The sequence below is a fragment of the Streptomyces sp. BK340 genome (genome assembly GCF_007827595.1).
Taxonomy (GTDB): Bacteria; Actinomycetota; Actinomycetes; order Streptomycetales; family Streptomycetaceae; genus Streptomyces.
This window is the reverse complement of record NZ_VISR01000003.1, coordinates 542,733-557,081: the sequence shown is the minus strand read 5'-3', so window position 1 is coordinate 557,081 and position 14,349 is coordinate 542,733. Positions and strand designations below refer to the sequence as shown.

The window sequence follows — 14,349 nt, the reverse complement described above, 5'->3', positions numbered from 1 at the left end:
TGGTCGGTTCCGGTCCTGCGCGTTCCGGGGGCCGATCGAGTCCGCGGCGCGGCCCGGGCGGTCCGGTCCACCGGGCGGCGCAGGTGTTCGTCGCGGCATGCGCGGGTACCCGGGCGCCACCGCGAACCGGACGCGCCAGGGAACCGGCGCGCACGCGAGCAAGGGAGCGTGACCCCATGAAGGCAGTCACCTGGCAGGGCAGGCGGGACGTGCGGGTGGAGAACGTGCCCGACCCGCGAATCGAACAGCCCACCGACGCGGTCATTCGCATCACGTCCAGCGGCCTGTGCGGCTCGGATCTGCATCTGTACGAGGTGCTCACCCCGTTCATGACCCCGGGTGACATCCTCGGCCACGAACCGATGGGCATCGTCCAGGAGGTCGGTCCCGGGGTGCCGGACCTCGCCGCGGGCGACCGGGTGGTGGTCCCGTTCCAGATCGCCTGCGGAGACTGCTGGATGTGCCTGACCGGGCTGCCCACCCAGTGCGAGACGACCCAGGTCACGGGCGAGGGCATGGGTGCCGCCCTGTTCGGCTACACACGCCTGTACGGCGCCGTGCCGGGCGGACAGGCCGAATACCTGCGCGTTCCGCAGGCGCAGTTCGGCCCGATCAAGGTGCCCGAGGGCCCGCCGGACGACCGGTTCGTCTACCTCTCGGACGTGCTGCCCACCGCCTGGCAGGCCGTCGAGTACGCGTCCGTCCCGCCCGGCGGCAGCCTCGCCGTCCTCGGCCTCGGCCCGATCGGCGACATGGCCTGCCGGGTCGCGCTGGCCCGGGGCGCCGAGCGGGTGTTCGGCGTCGACCTGGTGTCCGAGCGGCTCGGCCGGACGAGCCGGCGCGGTGTGCGGACGTATGACCTCAGGGCCTTCGACGACGAGAAGGAGCTGGTCGCCGCGATCCGCGATCAGACCGACGGCCGCGGCCCGGACGCCGTCATCGACGCCGTCGGGACCGAGGCTCACGGCAGCGCCGCTGCCCGGCTCGCCCAGCAGGCGTCCGCGATGCTGCCCCGCAAGCTGGGCCTTCCGCTCGCGGAACGCTTCAGTGTCGACCGGCTCGGCGCTCTCCACCTGGCCATCGACCTGGTCCGGCGGGGCGGCACACTCTCCCTCGTCGGTGTCTACGGCGGCACGGCCGACCCGATCCCGATGCTCACCCTGTTCGACAAGCAGATCCAGATTCGGATGGGGCAGGCCAACGTGCGCCGGTGGACCGACGCGATCATGCCCTACCTCACGGACGAGGACCCGCTCGGCGTGGAGGACTTCGCCACGCACCGTCTGCCGCTCGACGAGGCACCGGCCGCGTACGAGATGTTCCAGCACAAGCAGGACGGCGCGATCAAGATCCTGATGCAGCCCTGAGCGGCATCCGGGTGTCCGGCGTGCAGTGACCGACCACGCGGGCGGCGGCGTGTCCGGCGGCGCCGGTGCCCCGAAGGCCGTCGCGGGCCGGACCCAGGAGACCTAGGAGCCGTCCTCCCGTACCCCGAGGATCTCCGCGAGGTCGTAGCGCACCGGCTCCTCCAGCTGCGCGTAGGTGCAGCTCTCCGGTGTCCGGTCCGGGCGCCAGCGGCGGAAGCGGGCGGTGTGCCGGAAACGGGCGCCGTTCTCCATGTGGTCGTAGGCCACCTCGGCGACCCGCTCCGGCCGGATCGGCACCCAGGACAGGTCCTTCTTGCCCGACCAGCGGCTCGGTGCCCCCGGCAGCCGCGCCGTCTCGTGCGCCGCCTCGTCGCCCCACGCCGCCCATGGGTGCCCGGCCGCGTCGTCCATCCGCAGCGGCTCCAGCTCCTCGACCAGCTCGGCGCGCTTCTTCATGGCGAAGGCCGCCGACACACCCACGTGCTGCAGGGCACCCCGGTCGTCGTACAGGCCCAGCAGCAGCGAGCCCACCACCGGTCCGCTCTTGTGGAACCGGTAGCCCGCCACGACCACATCCGCGGTCCGCTCGTGCTTGATCTTGAACATGACCCGTTCGTCCGGCAGATAGCGCAGATCGAGCGGCTTGGCGACGACCCCGTCCAGACCGGCGCCCTCGTACTGCTCGAACCACCGCTGCGCCGTCTCCCCGTCGGTCGTCGCCGGCGCCAGATGCACCGGCGCGCTCACGCCGGACAGCGCCCGCTCCAGCAGGGCCCGCCGGTCGGTCAGCGGCACGTCGAGCAAGGCGTGGTCGTCCAGCGCCAGCAGGTCGAACGCCACGAAGGAGGCCGGGGTCCTCTCGGCAAGCATCCGCACCCGCGAGTCCGCCGGATGGATCCGCTCGGTCAGCGCGTCGAAGTCCAGCCGCCCGCCCCGCGCGATCACGATCTCCCCGTCCAGCACGCACCGCTGCGGCACCCGCTCCTTCAACGCCGCGACCAGCTCCGGAAAGTACCTGGTCAGCGGCTTCCCGGTGCGGCTTCCCAGCTCGACCTCGGGCCCGTCCCGGAACACGATCGCGCGGAACCCGTCCCACTTCGCCTCGTAGTGCATGCCCGGCGGGATCTTCGCCACCGACTTGGCGAGCATCGGCTTCACGGGCGGCATCACCGGCAGATCCATGCGTCCGATTCTGCTCGCATACATCAGCTGACGCCCGGTGTGCGGGGTGTGCCGGGTGCGCCTACCGTGGCCGCATGGGTGAAGCGGTGGAACTGGACGTGGCCGGCCGGACCGTACGGCTGTCCAGCCCCGACAAGGTCTTCTTCCCGGAGCGCGGATTCACCAAGCTGGACGTCGCCCAGTACTACGCCGCCGTCGGCCCCGGCATCCTGCGCGCCCTGCGCGACCGCCCCACCACCCTCCAGCGCTACCCGGACGGCGTCGACGGTGAGTGGTTCTACCAGAAGCGCGCACCCAAGGGCATGCCCGACTGGATCCCCACCGCTCACATCACCTTCCCCAGCGGCCGCAGCGCCGACGAGATGTGCCCCACCGAGGAGGCCGCCGTGGTGTGGGCCGCCCAGTACGGCACGCTCACCTTCCACCCCTGGCCGGTGCGCCGCACCCACGTCGACCATCCCGACGAACTCCGCATCGACCTCGACCCGCAGCCCGGCACCGACTACGACGACGCCGCCCGTGCCGCCCACGAACTACGCGCCGTCCTCGACGAGTTCGGCGGCCTGCGCGGCTGGCCCAAGACCTCGGGCGGCCGCGGCCTGCACGTCTTCGTGCCCATCGAAGCGCGCTGGACCTTCACCCAGGTGCGGCGCGCCGCGATCGCGGTCGGCCGGGAGATGGAACGCCGGATGCCCGACCAGGTCACGATCAAGTGGTGGAAGGAGGAGCGCGGCGAGCGCATCTTCCTCGACTACAACCAGACCGCCCGCGACCGCACCATCGCCTCCGCCTACTCCGTCCGCCCCCGCCCGAACGCCCCCGTCTCCGCGCCCCTGAACTGGGACGAGGTCGGCGTGGCCCACCCCCGCGACTTCGACCTCGCCACCATGCCGGCCCGCTTCGCCGAACTCGGCGACGTGCACGCCGACATGGACGACCACGCCTACTCCCTCGACGCCCTCCTCGAACTGGCCCGCCGCGACGAACACGAGCACGGCCTGGGCGACCTGCCGTACCCGCCGGAGTACCCGAAGATGCCGGGCGAGCCCAAGCGGGTCCAGCCGAGCCGGGCCCGTCCCGAGCAGGACTCCTGACCCGGCCCGGCGCTAGGCCCTGTCGTCAAATTCCCGTCTGCCCCACGACGCCTGGCACGCACTCTCGCCGCACCGGGCGAAAGCCCAAGTACGTCCAGTACGAGGACTTCCGCCCGGCACGCCGAGAGCACGCACCAGACGCCGCGAGGCCGCCCTTCGGGCGACGACGGGAATTTGACGACAGGACCTAGCGAACCGGGGCTTCGATCCGCTCCCCGAACCCGGCCAGCACGCGCCGGCAGTCCTGCTGCAGGGCCACGTCGGTGGGAACGTCGTAGCGCATGTTGCCGGTGGAGTCGTCGTTGTTGTGACGGCGGGGCGAGGCCAGCTCCGTGCGTATCAGCGGCAGCGCCGGTGCGGCCGCCGGGCCCATGCCGGCCAGGCAGCCGGCCATGGCGGGACGCTGGGCGGGCGTGGCCGACCACTCGCTCAGGAGCACGGGGAGCGCCTCCTCCGTCTCCCCGGTGACCTGCCACAGGCCGACGGCCGCCCGGGCGGGCGTGTGGCCGTCCGCGATCATCCCGCGCAACGTGGGTGCGAGCGCGGCACCGGACCGGCCCAGGGACTCGGTCAGCCGCAGGGCCGCGTACCACGGGCTCCAGGACCGCGACCGCAGGCCCTCGTGGACGACGGGGAGCACCGCCTCGGCCTCGCCCGTCAGGGCCCACAGGGCGTGTGCGACATGGATGCGGTGTTCGTCCGCGAGGGTGTCGTCCTCCCACAGCCGCCGTACCAGCGGGGCTGCTTCGGCAGCCTCGGGGCCGTAGGCGGAGAGGGCCTCCAGGACCTCCCGTGTCGTCCGGAAGTGCTCGGTACCCGCCAGGATGCGGGTCAGCAGGGGCACCGACCCGGCGTGCCGAAGTGTGCCCAGGGCCTCGACGAGGCCGTCCAGCTCCGCGGACGGTGCGCGGTGGTCCAGCCGGGCCAGCCGGTCGTGGAGCACGGGGCCGAGCGGAGCCGCCGCCTCGGGGCCGAGTGCCTCGAGCCACCGGGACAGCTTCTCGGGCAGCTCGACCACTTCGAGCACATGGGTGAGCGCCGGCACGATCCGCGCGTCGCCCTGCAGCGCCAGCACCTCGAAGGCCATGCCGAGGGCCATGTCCCGGAAGGCCGTGCCGCTCTCCAGCGGGCGGCCCTCCCAGCTCTCGACGTACGCCGCCACCCCCTCGGACACCCGGTGTGCCACCGGTGCGAGATACCGCAGTTCCGACAGCACCTCCTTCTGCAGCCGCAGATCGTCGTCGGCCAGCAGCCGGGCGAGCGCCAGGACCGGTTCGTCGTCGGGAGCCCGCCACCCGGTCAGCAGCCGTCCCGCCATGCCGACGGCGTGCCTGCGCTGGCGCGGACTGGGGCTGCCCAACTGGCCGACGAGGAGCGGGAAGCGCAGGTCGACCCGGTCGCGCAGCTCCGTGTGCAGCTCTTGGAGCAGGTCCGCCGCCTCGTCCAGGTCCAGGCTGCGGCGGTGCTCCGCGTGCAGCTCGCGCACATGGGAGATCAGGGTGTCCGTGCGTGGCCGCTCGGGCGCGGCGGGCGGCGGGCCCAGCTCGTCCGCCTCTCGGGCCAGCCGCATCACGTCCAGCGCGATCTCGGCGGTGTCCGGTGGCAGTTCGCCGGGCGCGCTGCGCGCCAGCCGGGCCAGTGCCGTCATCCGCACCTGGGGGTCGGGGGTACCGGAGACGAGATCCTTCAGCATCCGGACCGCCGCGGCACCCAGCTCGCCGGGGTGCCGTCCGGCCAGCGTGCCGAGGGCGCGCGCCAGGGACCGGGCGGCCTCCGGGTCGGTCTCCGCCGGCACCCGGTCGCGCAGGGCGCGGAACACCCGCACCGGGTCCGGGTGCAGCCGCGCCAGCGCACCCGGCACGGCGGCCCGCACGCCGGGGTCGGGATCGGCGAGCAGTCCGAGGAAGTCCCCGGCCCGCTCCCGGACCAGGTCACGCGCCACGAAGAAGTGCCGCAGCCATTCCTCGTGTTCGTCCTCGTCGAACCCGGCGAAGGCCTCGGCCTCCTCCGCGTCCCACTCGTCCTCGTCCTCGTCCGAAGCGTGGGCGATGCTGCACAGCAGGCCGATCACCGCACCCCGGTCGGCGATCGACGGGTTGGCGACCAGCTCGAACAGGAACGGGACGCAGGCGACCGTGCTGTCGTACACGTCCCCCTGGTGGTGCACCGCGCCGTACATGCCGTCCAGCGCGATCTCCCGGCGCTCCGGGTCGTCCGACGCCAATCCCCACAGCAACTCCGGCACGTCGGAAGCCGATTCCGTGTACGCGTGCCCCATCGACGCCCAGTCGACGTCGTCGATCCCCCTGAACATCCAGCCCTCCCGTGGTTCATGGCGCGTGTTCCGCCACTGATCACAGGATGCCGCACGCCACCGACAACGGGCCGGGCCTGTGGACAACCCTCACGCGAGGTCGAACACGAACCACTCGGTGAACGGTTTGACCTGCACATGGATCCGGGAGCCACGGGAGACGATCCGGCGCCGGCCGAGCCGGCCGCCGTCGGGGCGGACCAGGCGGCTCTCGGCCACCGGTGCCACGGAGGTCTCCGTCAGACGGCAGTCGACGAGCCGGTTGCGGTCGTCGCCGTATCCGCTGAAGAACACCGCCCGTTCGCCCAGGACGGCGAGCCCGTTCGCACCCCGCACCGGGTTCTGTCGTACCCGCACGACCCGGGCCTCGTTCACCTCGATGAGCGGGAAGCGGTTGTACGGGCACACCCAGGCGGTGCGCCCGGCCACGTTCAAGGCGTAGCAGTCGTCGATCCACCCCGCGTCGGGCACCGGGCTGTAGGACCACAGGGGTTCGCCCGTGATGCTCCAGCGGCGCAGGCCGGGCGCGCTCAACGCGTCGCCGTGGATGCCCTCGTCGAAGTAGCCGGCCCAGAGGTCTCCCGCCCGGTCGGTCATGAGGTGTTCGAAGCCGTCTCCCACGCGGAACGTGCCGGTCGCCCGGCCCTGTGGACGATGTGCCGGTCGCGGTACGTGCGCGGCAGTCGTGCGTAGGGCACGAGCCGTGTCTCGGGGCGCCCAGCCGGCATGAGCCTTTCGCATCTTCGTCCGGCGACCTTCACCTGGCGAGATGCTGGAGAGCAACCCCTTTTCCCACCCCGACGGCCCCAGCGCACCGCGGTTATCCTGATCGCCAGCCGCCGATGAGGAGTCCCGAAGTGACCGAGGCAGTGTCGCGTCCCACGTTGGAGGCCGTGGCCGCGCGGGCCGGGGTGTCCCGGGCCACCGTGTCCCGGGTCGTCAACGGCGGCGACGGGGTCAGAGAGCCCCTGGCCGAACGGGTCCGGCAGGCGGTCGAGGAACTCGGATACGTGCCCAACCAGGCCGCACGCAGCCTGGTCACCAAGCGGCACGACGCCGTCGCCGTCGTCATCGCCGAACCCGAGGCCCGGGTCTTCGCCGACCCCTTCTTCGCGCTGCAACTGCGCGGCATCAGCAAGGAACTGACGGCCCACGACAACCAGCTCGTGCTGCTGCTGACCGAGGGCCGCGCCGACCACGCCCGGGTGGCCCGTTATCTCGCCGGTGGCCATGTCGACGGCGCGCTCGTCTTCTCCCTCCACCTCGACGACCCGCTGCCCGGCCTGATCCGGAACGCGGGTGTGCCCACCGTGTTCGGCGGCCGCCCCGACTGGAGCGACGGCACTCCCGGTCCGGTGTACGTCGACAGCGACAACCGGGGCGGTGCCCGGGCGGCCGTACGCCACCTCGTGGACCTCGGCCGCAGCCGGATAGCGCACATCACCGGCGCGCTGGACCAGACCTCGGCGGTGGACCGGCTCGACGGCTACCGTGACGTGGTGGGCGACGCCGACCCCCGGCTCGTCGTGGAGAGCGACTTCACCCCGGGCGGCGGCGAGCGCGCCATGCGGGAACTGCTCCACCGCTGCCCGGACGTGGACGCGGTGTTCGCCGCCAACGACCTCACCGCGCTCGGCGCCCTGCGCGTGCTGCGCGAGCGGGGCCGGCGCGTGCCGGACGACGTGGCCGTGATCGGCTTCGACGACGTGCTCCCCATCGCCGAAGAGGCCGATCCACCGCTCACGACGGTCCGTCAGGACATCGAGGAGATGGGCCGGCTGATGGCCCGTCTCCTGCTGAGCGGCCTGGCCGGCCGGACACGCGACGCGGCCCCGGCGGACGCGGCCGCCTCCAGCGTCGTCCTGCCGACGACCCTGATACGGCGCGCGTCCGCCTAGGGTCACCGCGTCCGCCCGGCCCCGGTGCGCACGTCCGCGCCTCAGCCCTGCGGCGGCTCGCTCTTGATCACCGCGAAGCGGACGCCGTACGGGTCGGCGAGCTTGGCCATCCTGCCGACGCCCTCCATGGTCGTCGCCGGCATACGCACCGTGCCGCCGAGCTGCCGCGCCTTCTCGACCACGGCGTCGGTGTCCTCGACCTCGAAGTACGGCAGCCAGTACGCGCCCGCCTCGGCCTCCGTCGGGTCGTCGGCCAGCGGGACCATCCCGCCGAACATCGAGTCCTCACCGGCACCGCCCGGGTTCACACAGGTGTACGTGCCGCCCGGGAACGGCACGGCCGAGGTCTCCAGACCCAGGACCCTCTGGTAGAACGCGGCGGCCGCCGCGATGTCCGGCGTGTACAGCTCGACCCAGCACAGCGCGCCCGGTTCGTTCGCCGCGTCCACGCCCTTGGTCTGCCCGGGCTGCCAGATGCCGAACGGCACACCCGCCTGGTCGGCGAGGACCGCCATGTGCCCCTGGCCCATCACGTCCAGGGGCTGGAACAGCACGCTGCCGTGTGCCTGTTCGGCCGCCTTGGCCGTGGCCTGCGCGTCCTCGCTCTGGAAGTACACCGTCCAGGCCGGCGGCCCCTGGTCGGGTCCGGTCTGCATGCCGCCGGCGACGGTCCTGCCGCCCAGCTGGAAGAAGCCGTAGCCGCCGGCGTCCGGCCCCGCCGACTGGAACTGCCAGCCGAACAGCCCGCCGTAGAAGGCGAGGGCGCCGTCGAGGTCGGGGGTGCCGACGTCGATCCAGTTCGGAGCGCCGTTGACGAAACGGGTGGTGAGCATCTTCGCCCTCCTTGAAAGGGGTCCGGAAACCCTTGAAGGGGGCGTCCGGAATCGGGTCCCGTCCTCTGCACTGCCGAGTCTGGCACCGCCCACTGACAACCGCTGCCGGAGCGCCGCCGCGCGCCGGACCGATGCCCCCGGTCACCCTGGGGGCCGCGCCAGGTTCTCCGGGTTTTCACACCCCTTCCGCGCGCCGCCGTGCGCGGGCGTCTGCACCCGGAGCATCATCGGGGCGGCCCAGGGCTCCGGCGGAGCATCAACGGGCGGCACGGGGCACGGCCGCGCCGTTGACCCGGCGTTGATCGAACGTTTTTCGCCGCCCGGCACGATCCTGGACATGCACATCGACACGATCACCCCGGCCGACACCGCCTGGCAGGCGCAGGCTCTGTGCGCGCAGACCGGGGCGGACTTCTTCTTCCCCGAGCCCGGCAGCTCGGTGCGCGAGGCGAAGCGCATCTGCGCCATGTGCGAGATGCGCTCCGCCTGTCTCGACTACGCGCTCACCAACGACGAGCGCTTCGGGGTCTGGGGCGGCCTCTCCGAGAAGGAGCGCCTCGCCCTGCGCCGTACCTCCCCCTGACCGGTCGGTACTTCCCCCGACCGGGCCGCACGTCGCACTGACCGGCCCGCGCGTCGCACTGGCCGGTCCGCATGTCGCCCTGACCGGGCCGTGCGTGGCAACGACACCCACCGCGGGCGACGGCCCGAGCGCCGCTCAGCCCGCGGCGCGTGCCGCCATCCGCGCCTTGCGGGCCGCCAGCTTCTCGTCGAACTTGGCAGCCTCCGAGTCCAGGCCGCCCATGAAGAGGCCGAGTTCCTCCTGTGCCTGGGCGCCCTCCGGACCGAGGCCGTCGATCTCCATGATCTTCAGGAAGCGCAGCACGGGCTGAAGGACGTCGTCGTGGTGGATGCGCAGGTTGTAGACCTCGCCGATCGCCATCTGCGCGGCGGCCCGCTCGAAGCCGGGGATGCCGTGGCCGGGCATGCGGAAGTTGACCACGACGTCGCGGACCGCCTGCATGGTCAGGTCGGGAGCGAGTTCGAAGGCGGCCTTCAGCAGGTTGCGGTAGAAGACCATGTGCAGGTTCTCGTCGGTCGCGATGCGCGCCAGCATGCGGTCGCAGACCGGGTCGCCGGACTGGTGACCGGTGTTGCGGTGCGAGATGCGGGTCGCCAGCTCCTGGAAGGCGACGTAGGCGATCGAGTGCAGCATCGAGTGCCGGTTGTCGGACTCGAAGCCCTCGCTCATGTGCGACATGCGGAACTGCTCCAGCTTGTCCGGGTCCACCGCGCGCGAGGTGAGCAGGTAGTCACGCATCACGATGCCGTGCCGGCCCTCCTCGGCCGTCCAGCGGTGCACCCAGGTGCCCCAGGCGCCGTCACGGCCGAAGAGCGAGGCGATCTCGTGGTGGTAGCTGGGCAGGTTGTCCTCGGTCAGGAGGTTGACGACGAGGGCGATGCGGCCGATCTCCGTCACCTTGGAGTGTTCCTTGGCCCAGGCCTCGCCGTCCTCGAACAGGCCGGGGAAGTTACGGCCGTCGCTCCAGGGCACGTACTCGTGCGGCATCCAGTCCTTGGCGACGTTCAGATGCCGGTTCAGCTCCTTCTCGACCACTTCCTCCAGCGCGTACAGCAGCCGCGCGTCGGTCCACACGGACGGGCTGCCGAGGTGAGGGGAGGTGATCGTCACAGGAACTCCAGGGGGACGCCGTACAAGGGGGAGAGACGGGGGACGGTCCGGCGAGCGGCGCCGGAAACCTACGAGATCGTAGGCTACGAATCCGTAGGTTACGAAGCCGTAGGTTAAGTTCGTTGTAAAGATCGCTGATCAGCGGCTACGGCCCGGCTTTTCGAGGGCATGCCAAACAGCCCCGGGATGCGCAGGTCCCAGGGCTGCCGGAGTCACGGATCACCCGATCAGGCGTACAGCTCCCGCATACGCACCGAGAGGCACGTCACACACCCCTCGAGCTTCTCGAACTCGCTGATGTCCACCGTGACCACCTCGTGGCCGAGATCGGTGAGCAGTTCCGCCGTCTTCGGGGCGCTCGCCGCCATGAGCAGCTTGTGGCCGCCGAGCAGCACCACGTGCGCGCCGGACTCCTCCGGCACCGACAGGAACCCCGGGAAGAGCGACGGCCGGTCCACCATCGGGATGTGCCCGACGACCGTCCCGTCCGGCAGCGCGGTGACCGCCGACTTCAGGTGCAGCACCTTGCTCACCGGTACGGCGACCACGCGCGCGCCCAGCGGTTCGAAGGCGGCGCGCAACTGCTGTACCCCGGCCGCGTTGGTGCGCCCGCCCCGGCCGACGTAGACCGTGTCACCCACCTTCAGGACGTCGCCGCCGTCCAGAGTGCCCGGCTCCCATATCCAGTTCACCGAGCAGCCGAGCCGGGCCACGGCCTCCTCGACGCCCGCGGTCTCCGCGCGCCGGGACTCGGCGCCGGGCCGGGTGATCAACGCGACGTTCTTGTACATGACGACGGTGTCCTCGACGAACACCGAGTCCGGGCAGTCCTCGACCGGATCGACCTCGATCGTCTTCCAGCCGTGCTCGCCCAGCGCCCCGACGTACGCCTCCCACTGCTCGACGGCGAGGTCCACGTCGACCTTCTCCCGCTCGATGTGTGTCACCAGGCCTTCGGCGAGGCGCGGGCTGGGGCGGCGGACGAGGGCCTTCTTGCTGGGCACGAGGGACCTTTCGTATCGGCGGTGCGGCTCCGGCGCCCGTGACACGGCGCCGGTCCGCCATCATGCAGGGCACGGTGGCCTGGACAAAACCCTCGTTGTCAGGCTGTGCCCCAGCTGAGACCCCCGCCGGTCCGGCTAGGCCGGATCGGCGAGCGACTCCGCTGTCGTCTCCTTCAATTCTCCGTCCTCCATCAGCAGCCACCGGGTGATGCCGATCGATTCCAGGAACGGCAGGTCGTGGCTGGCGACGAGCAGGGCACCCTCGTACGACTCCAGGGCCGTGGTCAGCTGCCGGACGCTCGCCATGTCGAGGTTGTTGGTCGGCTCGTCCAGCAGGAGCAGCTGGGGCGCGGGCTCGGCGAGCATCAGCGCGGCCAGGGCCGCCCGGAAGCGCTCGCCGCCGGACAGCGTCCCGGCGTTCTGGTCGGCCCGTGCGCCCCGGAACAGGAAGCGGGCCAGGCGCGCCCGGATCCTGTTGTTCGTGGCGCCCGGCGCGAACCGGGCCACGTTCTCGGCGACCGTGCGCGTGTCGTCCAGCACGTCCAGCCGTTGCGGCAGGAACCGCAACGGGACGTGCGCCCGCGCCTCGCCGGACACCGCGGCCAGCTCCCCGGCGACGGTCCGCAGCAGTGTCGTCTTGCCCGCACCGTTGCGGCCGACGAGGGCGATCCGCTCCGGGCCGCGCAGATCGAGGATCCCCTTGACGCGCGCCCCGTAGGCCAGTTCCAGGTTCTCCAGGGTGAGCACCTGCCGGCCGGGGGGTACGGCCGTGTACGGCAGGTCGACGCGGATCTCGTCGTCGTCCCGCACGGCCTCCACCGCGTCGTCCAGGCGCTCCCGGGCCTCGGTGAGCTTCTCCTCGTGCATGATGCGGTGCTTGCCCGCGGACTCCTGGGCGGCGCGTTTGCGCGCGCCCATGACGATCTTCGGCTCGCGCTTCTGCTCGAACATCTTCTGTCCGTACCGCTTGCGGCGGGCCAGCTTGACCTGGGCGTCGGCGAGTTCGCGCTTCTGCTTGCGCACGTCCGCCTCGGCCACCCGCAGCATCCGCTCGGCCGCCTCCTGTTCCACGGCGAGGGCCTTCTCGTAGGCCGAGAAGTTGCCGCCGTACCAGGTGACCTCCCCGGAGCGCAGCTCGGCGATCTGGTCGACCAGCTCCAGGAGCTCACGGTCGTGGCTGACGACCACCAGCACGCCCGGCCAGGAGGCGACGGCCGCGTACAGCCGCCGGCGCGCGTACAGGTCCAGGTTGTTGGTGGGTTCGTCGAGGAGCAGGACGTCCGGGCGGCGCAGCAGCAGTGCGGCCAGGCGCAGCAGCACCGACTCGCCGCCGGACACCTCGCCGACGGTGCGGTCCAGGCCGATGTGGCCGAGGCCGAGTTCACCGAGCGTGGCCAGGGCGCGCTCCTCGACGTCCCAGTCGTCGCCGACGGTCTCGAAGTGTGCCTCGGACACGTCGCCGGCCTCGATGGCGTGCAGGGCGGCCCGCCGGCCGGCGATGCCGAGGGCCTCGTCGACGCGGAGCGTGGTGTCGAGCGTGACGTTCTGCGGCAGACAACCGACCTCGCCGGTCACCTTGACGGTGCCGTCGGCAGGAACGATTTCACCGGCGAGCAGCTTCAACAGGGTGGACTTCCCCGATCCGTTGACGCCGACCAGCCCGGTCCTGCCGGGGCCGAAGGCGATGTCGAGGCCGTCGAAGACGGGGGTGCCGTCGGGCCAGGCGAAGGACAGGGACGTGCAGGTGAGGGAAGCAGACATACAGGCCTCGCGGTTTCTGGGTGCGGAGTGGGCGAACGCATGTCGAGACACCGCGAGGCGGAAACCGAAGAACCTGGGGCACGGAGAGAAGGCCTGTGCCGGAGGACGGCTCGAACGCCGAGGTCGAACGCCACGCACACCTCACCGGTGTGAGCGCGGTGTCTCAGGACCTCAGACGAGCAACGTCCTTCTCCAATCGGCGGCAACAGGAACGCTGTACACCGTAGGAGGGGGCCGGAAAGACTGTCAACGCGATTAATGCGCGCTTCCGAATGGCCGATTTCCATGCCCCCGGCGCGGCCCACGCTGGTGTCGGATTTCTGCCAGCGTCCGCCCCGCCGGGGCTGTTTGACTTCTCCGCATGACGCTTCAGCACCCGCTCGCCGACTCCGCCCTCGCCTTCCGCGCACTGCACGTGCCCGGCCGCCCTCTGGTCCTGCCGAACGCCTGGGACCCGGTCAGCGCGGCCGTCGTGGTCCAGGCGGGCGCCGCCGCCGTCGCGACCACCAGCGCGGGGCTGGCCTGGGCGCTGGGCACCGCCGACGGCGACCGGCTCGACCGTGACCGCGCGCTCGCGGCCGTCGCCCGCGTCGTCTCCGCGGTACGGGTCCCGGTCACCGCCGACATCGAGGGCGGCTACGCCGAGGACGCCGCTGGCGTCGCCGACACCGTCCGTGCGGTGATCGCCGCCGGCGCGGTCGGCGTCAACATCGAGGACGCCCGCCATGAGGGGGGCGGTGAGCCGCTGCGGCCGGTCGCCGAGCAGGCGGAGCGCATCGCCGCTGCCCGTGCGGCGGCCGACTCGGCGGGCCTGCCGCTGTTCGTCAACGCGCGGATCGACACCTTCCTGCGCGGCGCCGGGGGAGTGGACCTCACCCTGGAACGCGCGGCGGCCTTCCTGGCCGCGGGCGCGGACGGGATCTTCGTCCCGGGAGCCGTCGACCCGGAGACGGTCAAGGTGCTCGTGGCGGGCGTCGACGGGCCGCTCAACGTGCTGGTCGGCCCCGGCGCGCCGCCGGTCGCCGAACTGGCCGCGCTCGGCGTCGCCCGGATCAGCGCCGGCTCGAGTCTGGCCCAGGCCGCCCACGCCCTGGTCCGCCGCGCCGCGCGGGAGCTGCTGCGGGAGGGGACGTACGGGGCGCTGGCCGACGGGTTCGACTACGGCGGGCTGAACGCGTTGCTCACGCGCGCGTAGCGCGTCTC

The 14,349-nt window shown here is 72.0% G+C and carries 12 protein-coding genes; 5 read left to right on the top strand and 7 right to left on the bottom strand.

Going from position 1 to position 14,349, the window contains the following annotated elements; all coding sequences use genetic code 11:
• Positions 1 to 176 precede the first annotated feature (176 nt).
• Positions 177 to 1,367, top strand: coding sequence for a zinc-dependent alcohol dehydrogenase (locus FB157_RS09105; RefSeq protein ID WP_145877735.1), 1,191 nt, complete (start codon positions 177 to 179; stop codon positions 1,365 to 1,367).
• A 102-nt stretch (positions 1,368 to 1,469) separates the two neighbouring features.
• Here the strand turns inward: FB157_RS09105 and FB157_RS09100 are convergent, their stop codons facing one another.
• The gene (locus FB157_RS09100; RefSeq protein WP_145877733.1) at positions 1,470 to 2,549 is read right to left on the bottom strand and encodes an ATP-dependent DNA ligase; all 1,080 of its coding nucleotides are present in this window, start codon (positions 2,547 to 2,549) and stop codon (positions 1,470 to 1,472) included.
• Positions 2,550 to 2,623: 74 nt separating this feature from the next.
• Between FB157_RS09100 and ligD the strand changes: the two genes are divergently transcribed.
• Positions 2,624 to 3,643, top strand: coding sequence for a non-homologous end-joining DNA ligase (ligD, locus tag FB157_RS09095; protein WP_145877731.1), 1,020 nt, complete (start codon positions 2,624 to 2,626; stop codon positions 3,641 to 3,643).
• Between the two features lie 187 nt (positions 3,644 to 3,830).
• On the opposite strand, the gene FB157_RS09090 is transcribed toward ligD, so the two are convergent.
• Both FB157_RS09090 and FB157_RS09085 read right to left on the bottom strand, forming a co-directional pair.
• Positions 3,831 to 5,957 (bottom strand): HEAT repeat domain-containing protein, encoded by a 2,127-nt coding sequence (locus FB157_RS09090; protein ID WP_145877729.1) that lies wholly within the window; start codon positions 5,955 to 5,957, stop codon positions 3,831 to 3,833.
• 90 nt (positions 5,958 to 6,047) lie between these two features.
• On the bottom strand, positions 6,048 to 6,554 hold the full coding sequence (locus FB157_RS09085; protein ID WP_145877726.1) for a hypothetical protein: 507 nt from the start codon (positions 6,552 to 6,554) through the stop codon (positions 6,048 to 6,050).
• Between the two features lie 260 nt (positions 6,555 to 6,814).
• Here FB157_RS09085 and FB157_RS09080 point away from each other — a divergent pair, with 260 nt between their 5' ends.
• Positions 6,815 to 7,855, top strand: a complete 1,041-nt coding sequence (locus FB157_RS09080) for a LacI family DNA-binding transcriptional regulator (protein WP_145877724.1) — start codon at positions 6,815 to 6,817, stop codon at positions 7,853 to 7,855.
• A gap of 41 nt (positions 7,856 to 7,896) precedes the next feature.
• On the opposite strand, the gene FB157_RS09075 is transcribed toward FB157_RS09080, so the two are convergent.
• Positions 7,897 to 8,688: a VOC family protein gene (locus FB157_RS09075; protein WP_145877723.1), complete on the bottom strand. Its 792-nt coding sequence runs from the start codon at positions 8,686 to 8,688 to the stop codon at positions 7,897 to 7,899.
• A 337-nt stretch (positions 8,689 to 9,025) separates the two neighbouring features.
• On the opposite strand from FB157_RS09075, the gene FB157_RS09070 reads away from it, so the two are divergent.
• The gene (locus tag FB157_RS09070; RefSeq protein ID WP_145877721.1) at positions 9,026 to 9,271 is read left to right on the top strand and encodes a WhiB family transcriptional regulator; all 246 of its coding nucleotides are present in this window, start codon (positions 9,026 to 9,028) and stop codon (positions 9,269 to 9,271) included.
• A gap of 135 nt (positions 9,272 to 9,406) precedes the next feature.
• On the opposite strand, the gene FB157_RS09065 is transcribed toward FB157_RS09070, so the two are convergent.
• The 3 genes from FB157_RS09065 to FB157_RS09055 form a co-directional block, all read right to left on the bottom strand.
• Entirely contained in the window at positions 9,407 to 10,381 is a 975-nt protein-coding gene (locus FB157_RS09065) for an acyl-ACP desaturase (protein ID WP_145877719.1), read from the bottom strand.
• A gap of 227 nt (positions 10,382 to 10,608) precedes the next feature.
• Positions 10,609 to 11,385 (bottom strand): dimethylargininase, encoded by a 777-nt coding sequence (gene ddaH, locus FB157_RS09060; RefSeq protein WP_145877718.1) that lies wholly within the window; start codon positions 11,383 to 11,385, stop codon positions 10,609 to 10,611.
• Positions 11,386 to 11,520: 135 nt separating this feature from the next.
• Positions 11,521 to 13,146, bottom strand: coding sequence for an ABC-F family ATP-binding cassette domain-containing protein (locus tag FB157_RS09055; protein WP_145877716.1), 1,626 nt, complete (start codon positions 13,144 to 13,146; stop codon positions 11,521 to 11,523).
• Positions 13,147 to 13,507: 361 nt separating this feature from the next.
• On the opposite strand from FB157_RS09055, the gene FB157_RS09045 reads away from it, so the two are divergent.
• Positions 13,508 to 14,341 (top strand): isocitrate lyase/phosphoenolpyruvate mutase family protein, encoded by an 834-nt coding sequence (locus FB157_RS09045; protein ID WP_145877714.1) that lies wholly within the window; start codon positions 13,508 to 13,510, stop codon positions 14,339 to 14,341.
• The last annotated feature ends 8 nt before the right edge of the window (positions 14,342 to 14,349 follow it).

Excerpts from the sequence above, each read along its gene's own strand:
- FB157_RS09045 (WP_145877714.1), top strand. The coding sequence starts at position 13,508 with ATGACGCTTCAGCACCCGCTCGCCGACTCCGCCCTCGCCTTCCGCGCA.
- FB157_RS09105 (WP_145877735.1), top strand. The coding sequence starts at position 177 with ATGAAGGCAGTCACCTGGCAGGGCAGGCGGGACGTGCGGGTGGAGAAC.
- FB157_RS09085 (WP_145877726.1), bottom strand. The coding sequence starts at position 6,554 with ATGACCGACCGGGCGGGAGACCTCTGGGCCGGCTACTTCGACGAGGGC.
- FB157_RS09055 (WP_145877716.1), bottom strand. The coding sequence starts at position 13,146 with ATGTCTGCTTCCCTCACCTGCACGTCCCTGTCCTTCGCCTGGCCCGAC.
- FB157_RS09075 (WP_145877723.1), bottom strand. The coding sequence starts at position 8,688 with ATGCTCACCACCCGTTTCGTCAACGGCGCTCCGAACTGGATCGACGTC.
- FB157_RS09090 (WP_145877729.1), bottom strand. The coding sequence starts at position 5,957 with ATGTTCAGGGGGATCGACGACGTCGACTGGGCGTCGATGGGGCACGCG.
- FB157_RS09100 (WP_145877733.1), bottom strand. The coding sequence starts at position 2,549 with ATGGATCTGCCGGTGATGCCGCCCGTGAAGCCGATGCTCGCCAAGTCG.
- ligD (WP_145877731.1), top strand. The coding sequence starts at position 2,624 with ATGGGTGAAGCGGTGGAACTGGACGTGGCCGGCCGGACCGTACGGCTG.
- FB157_RS09070 (WP_145877721.1), top strand. The coding sequence starts at position 9,026 with ATGCACATCGACACGATCACCCCGGCCGACACCGCCTGGCAGGCGCAG.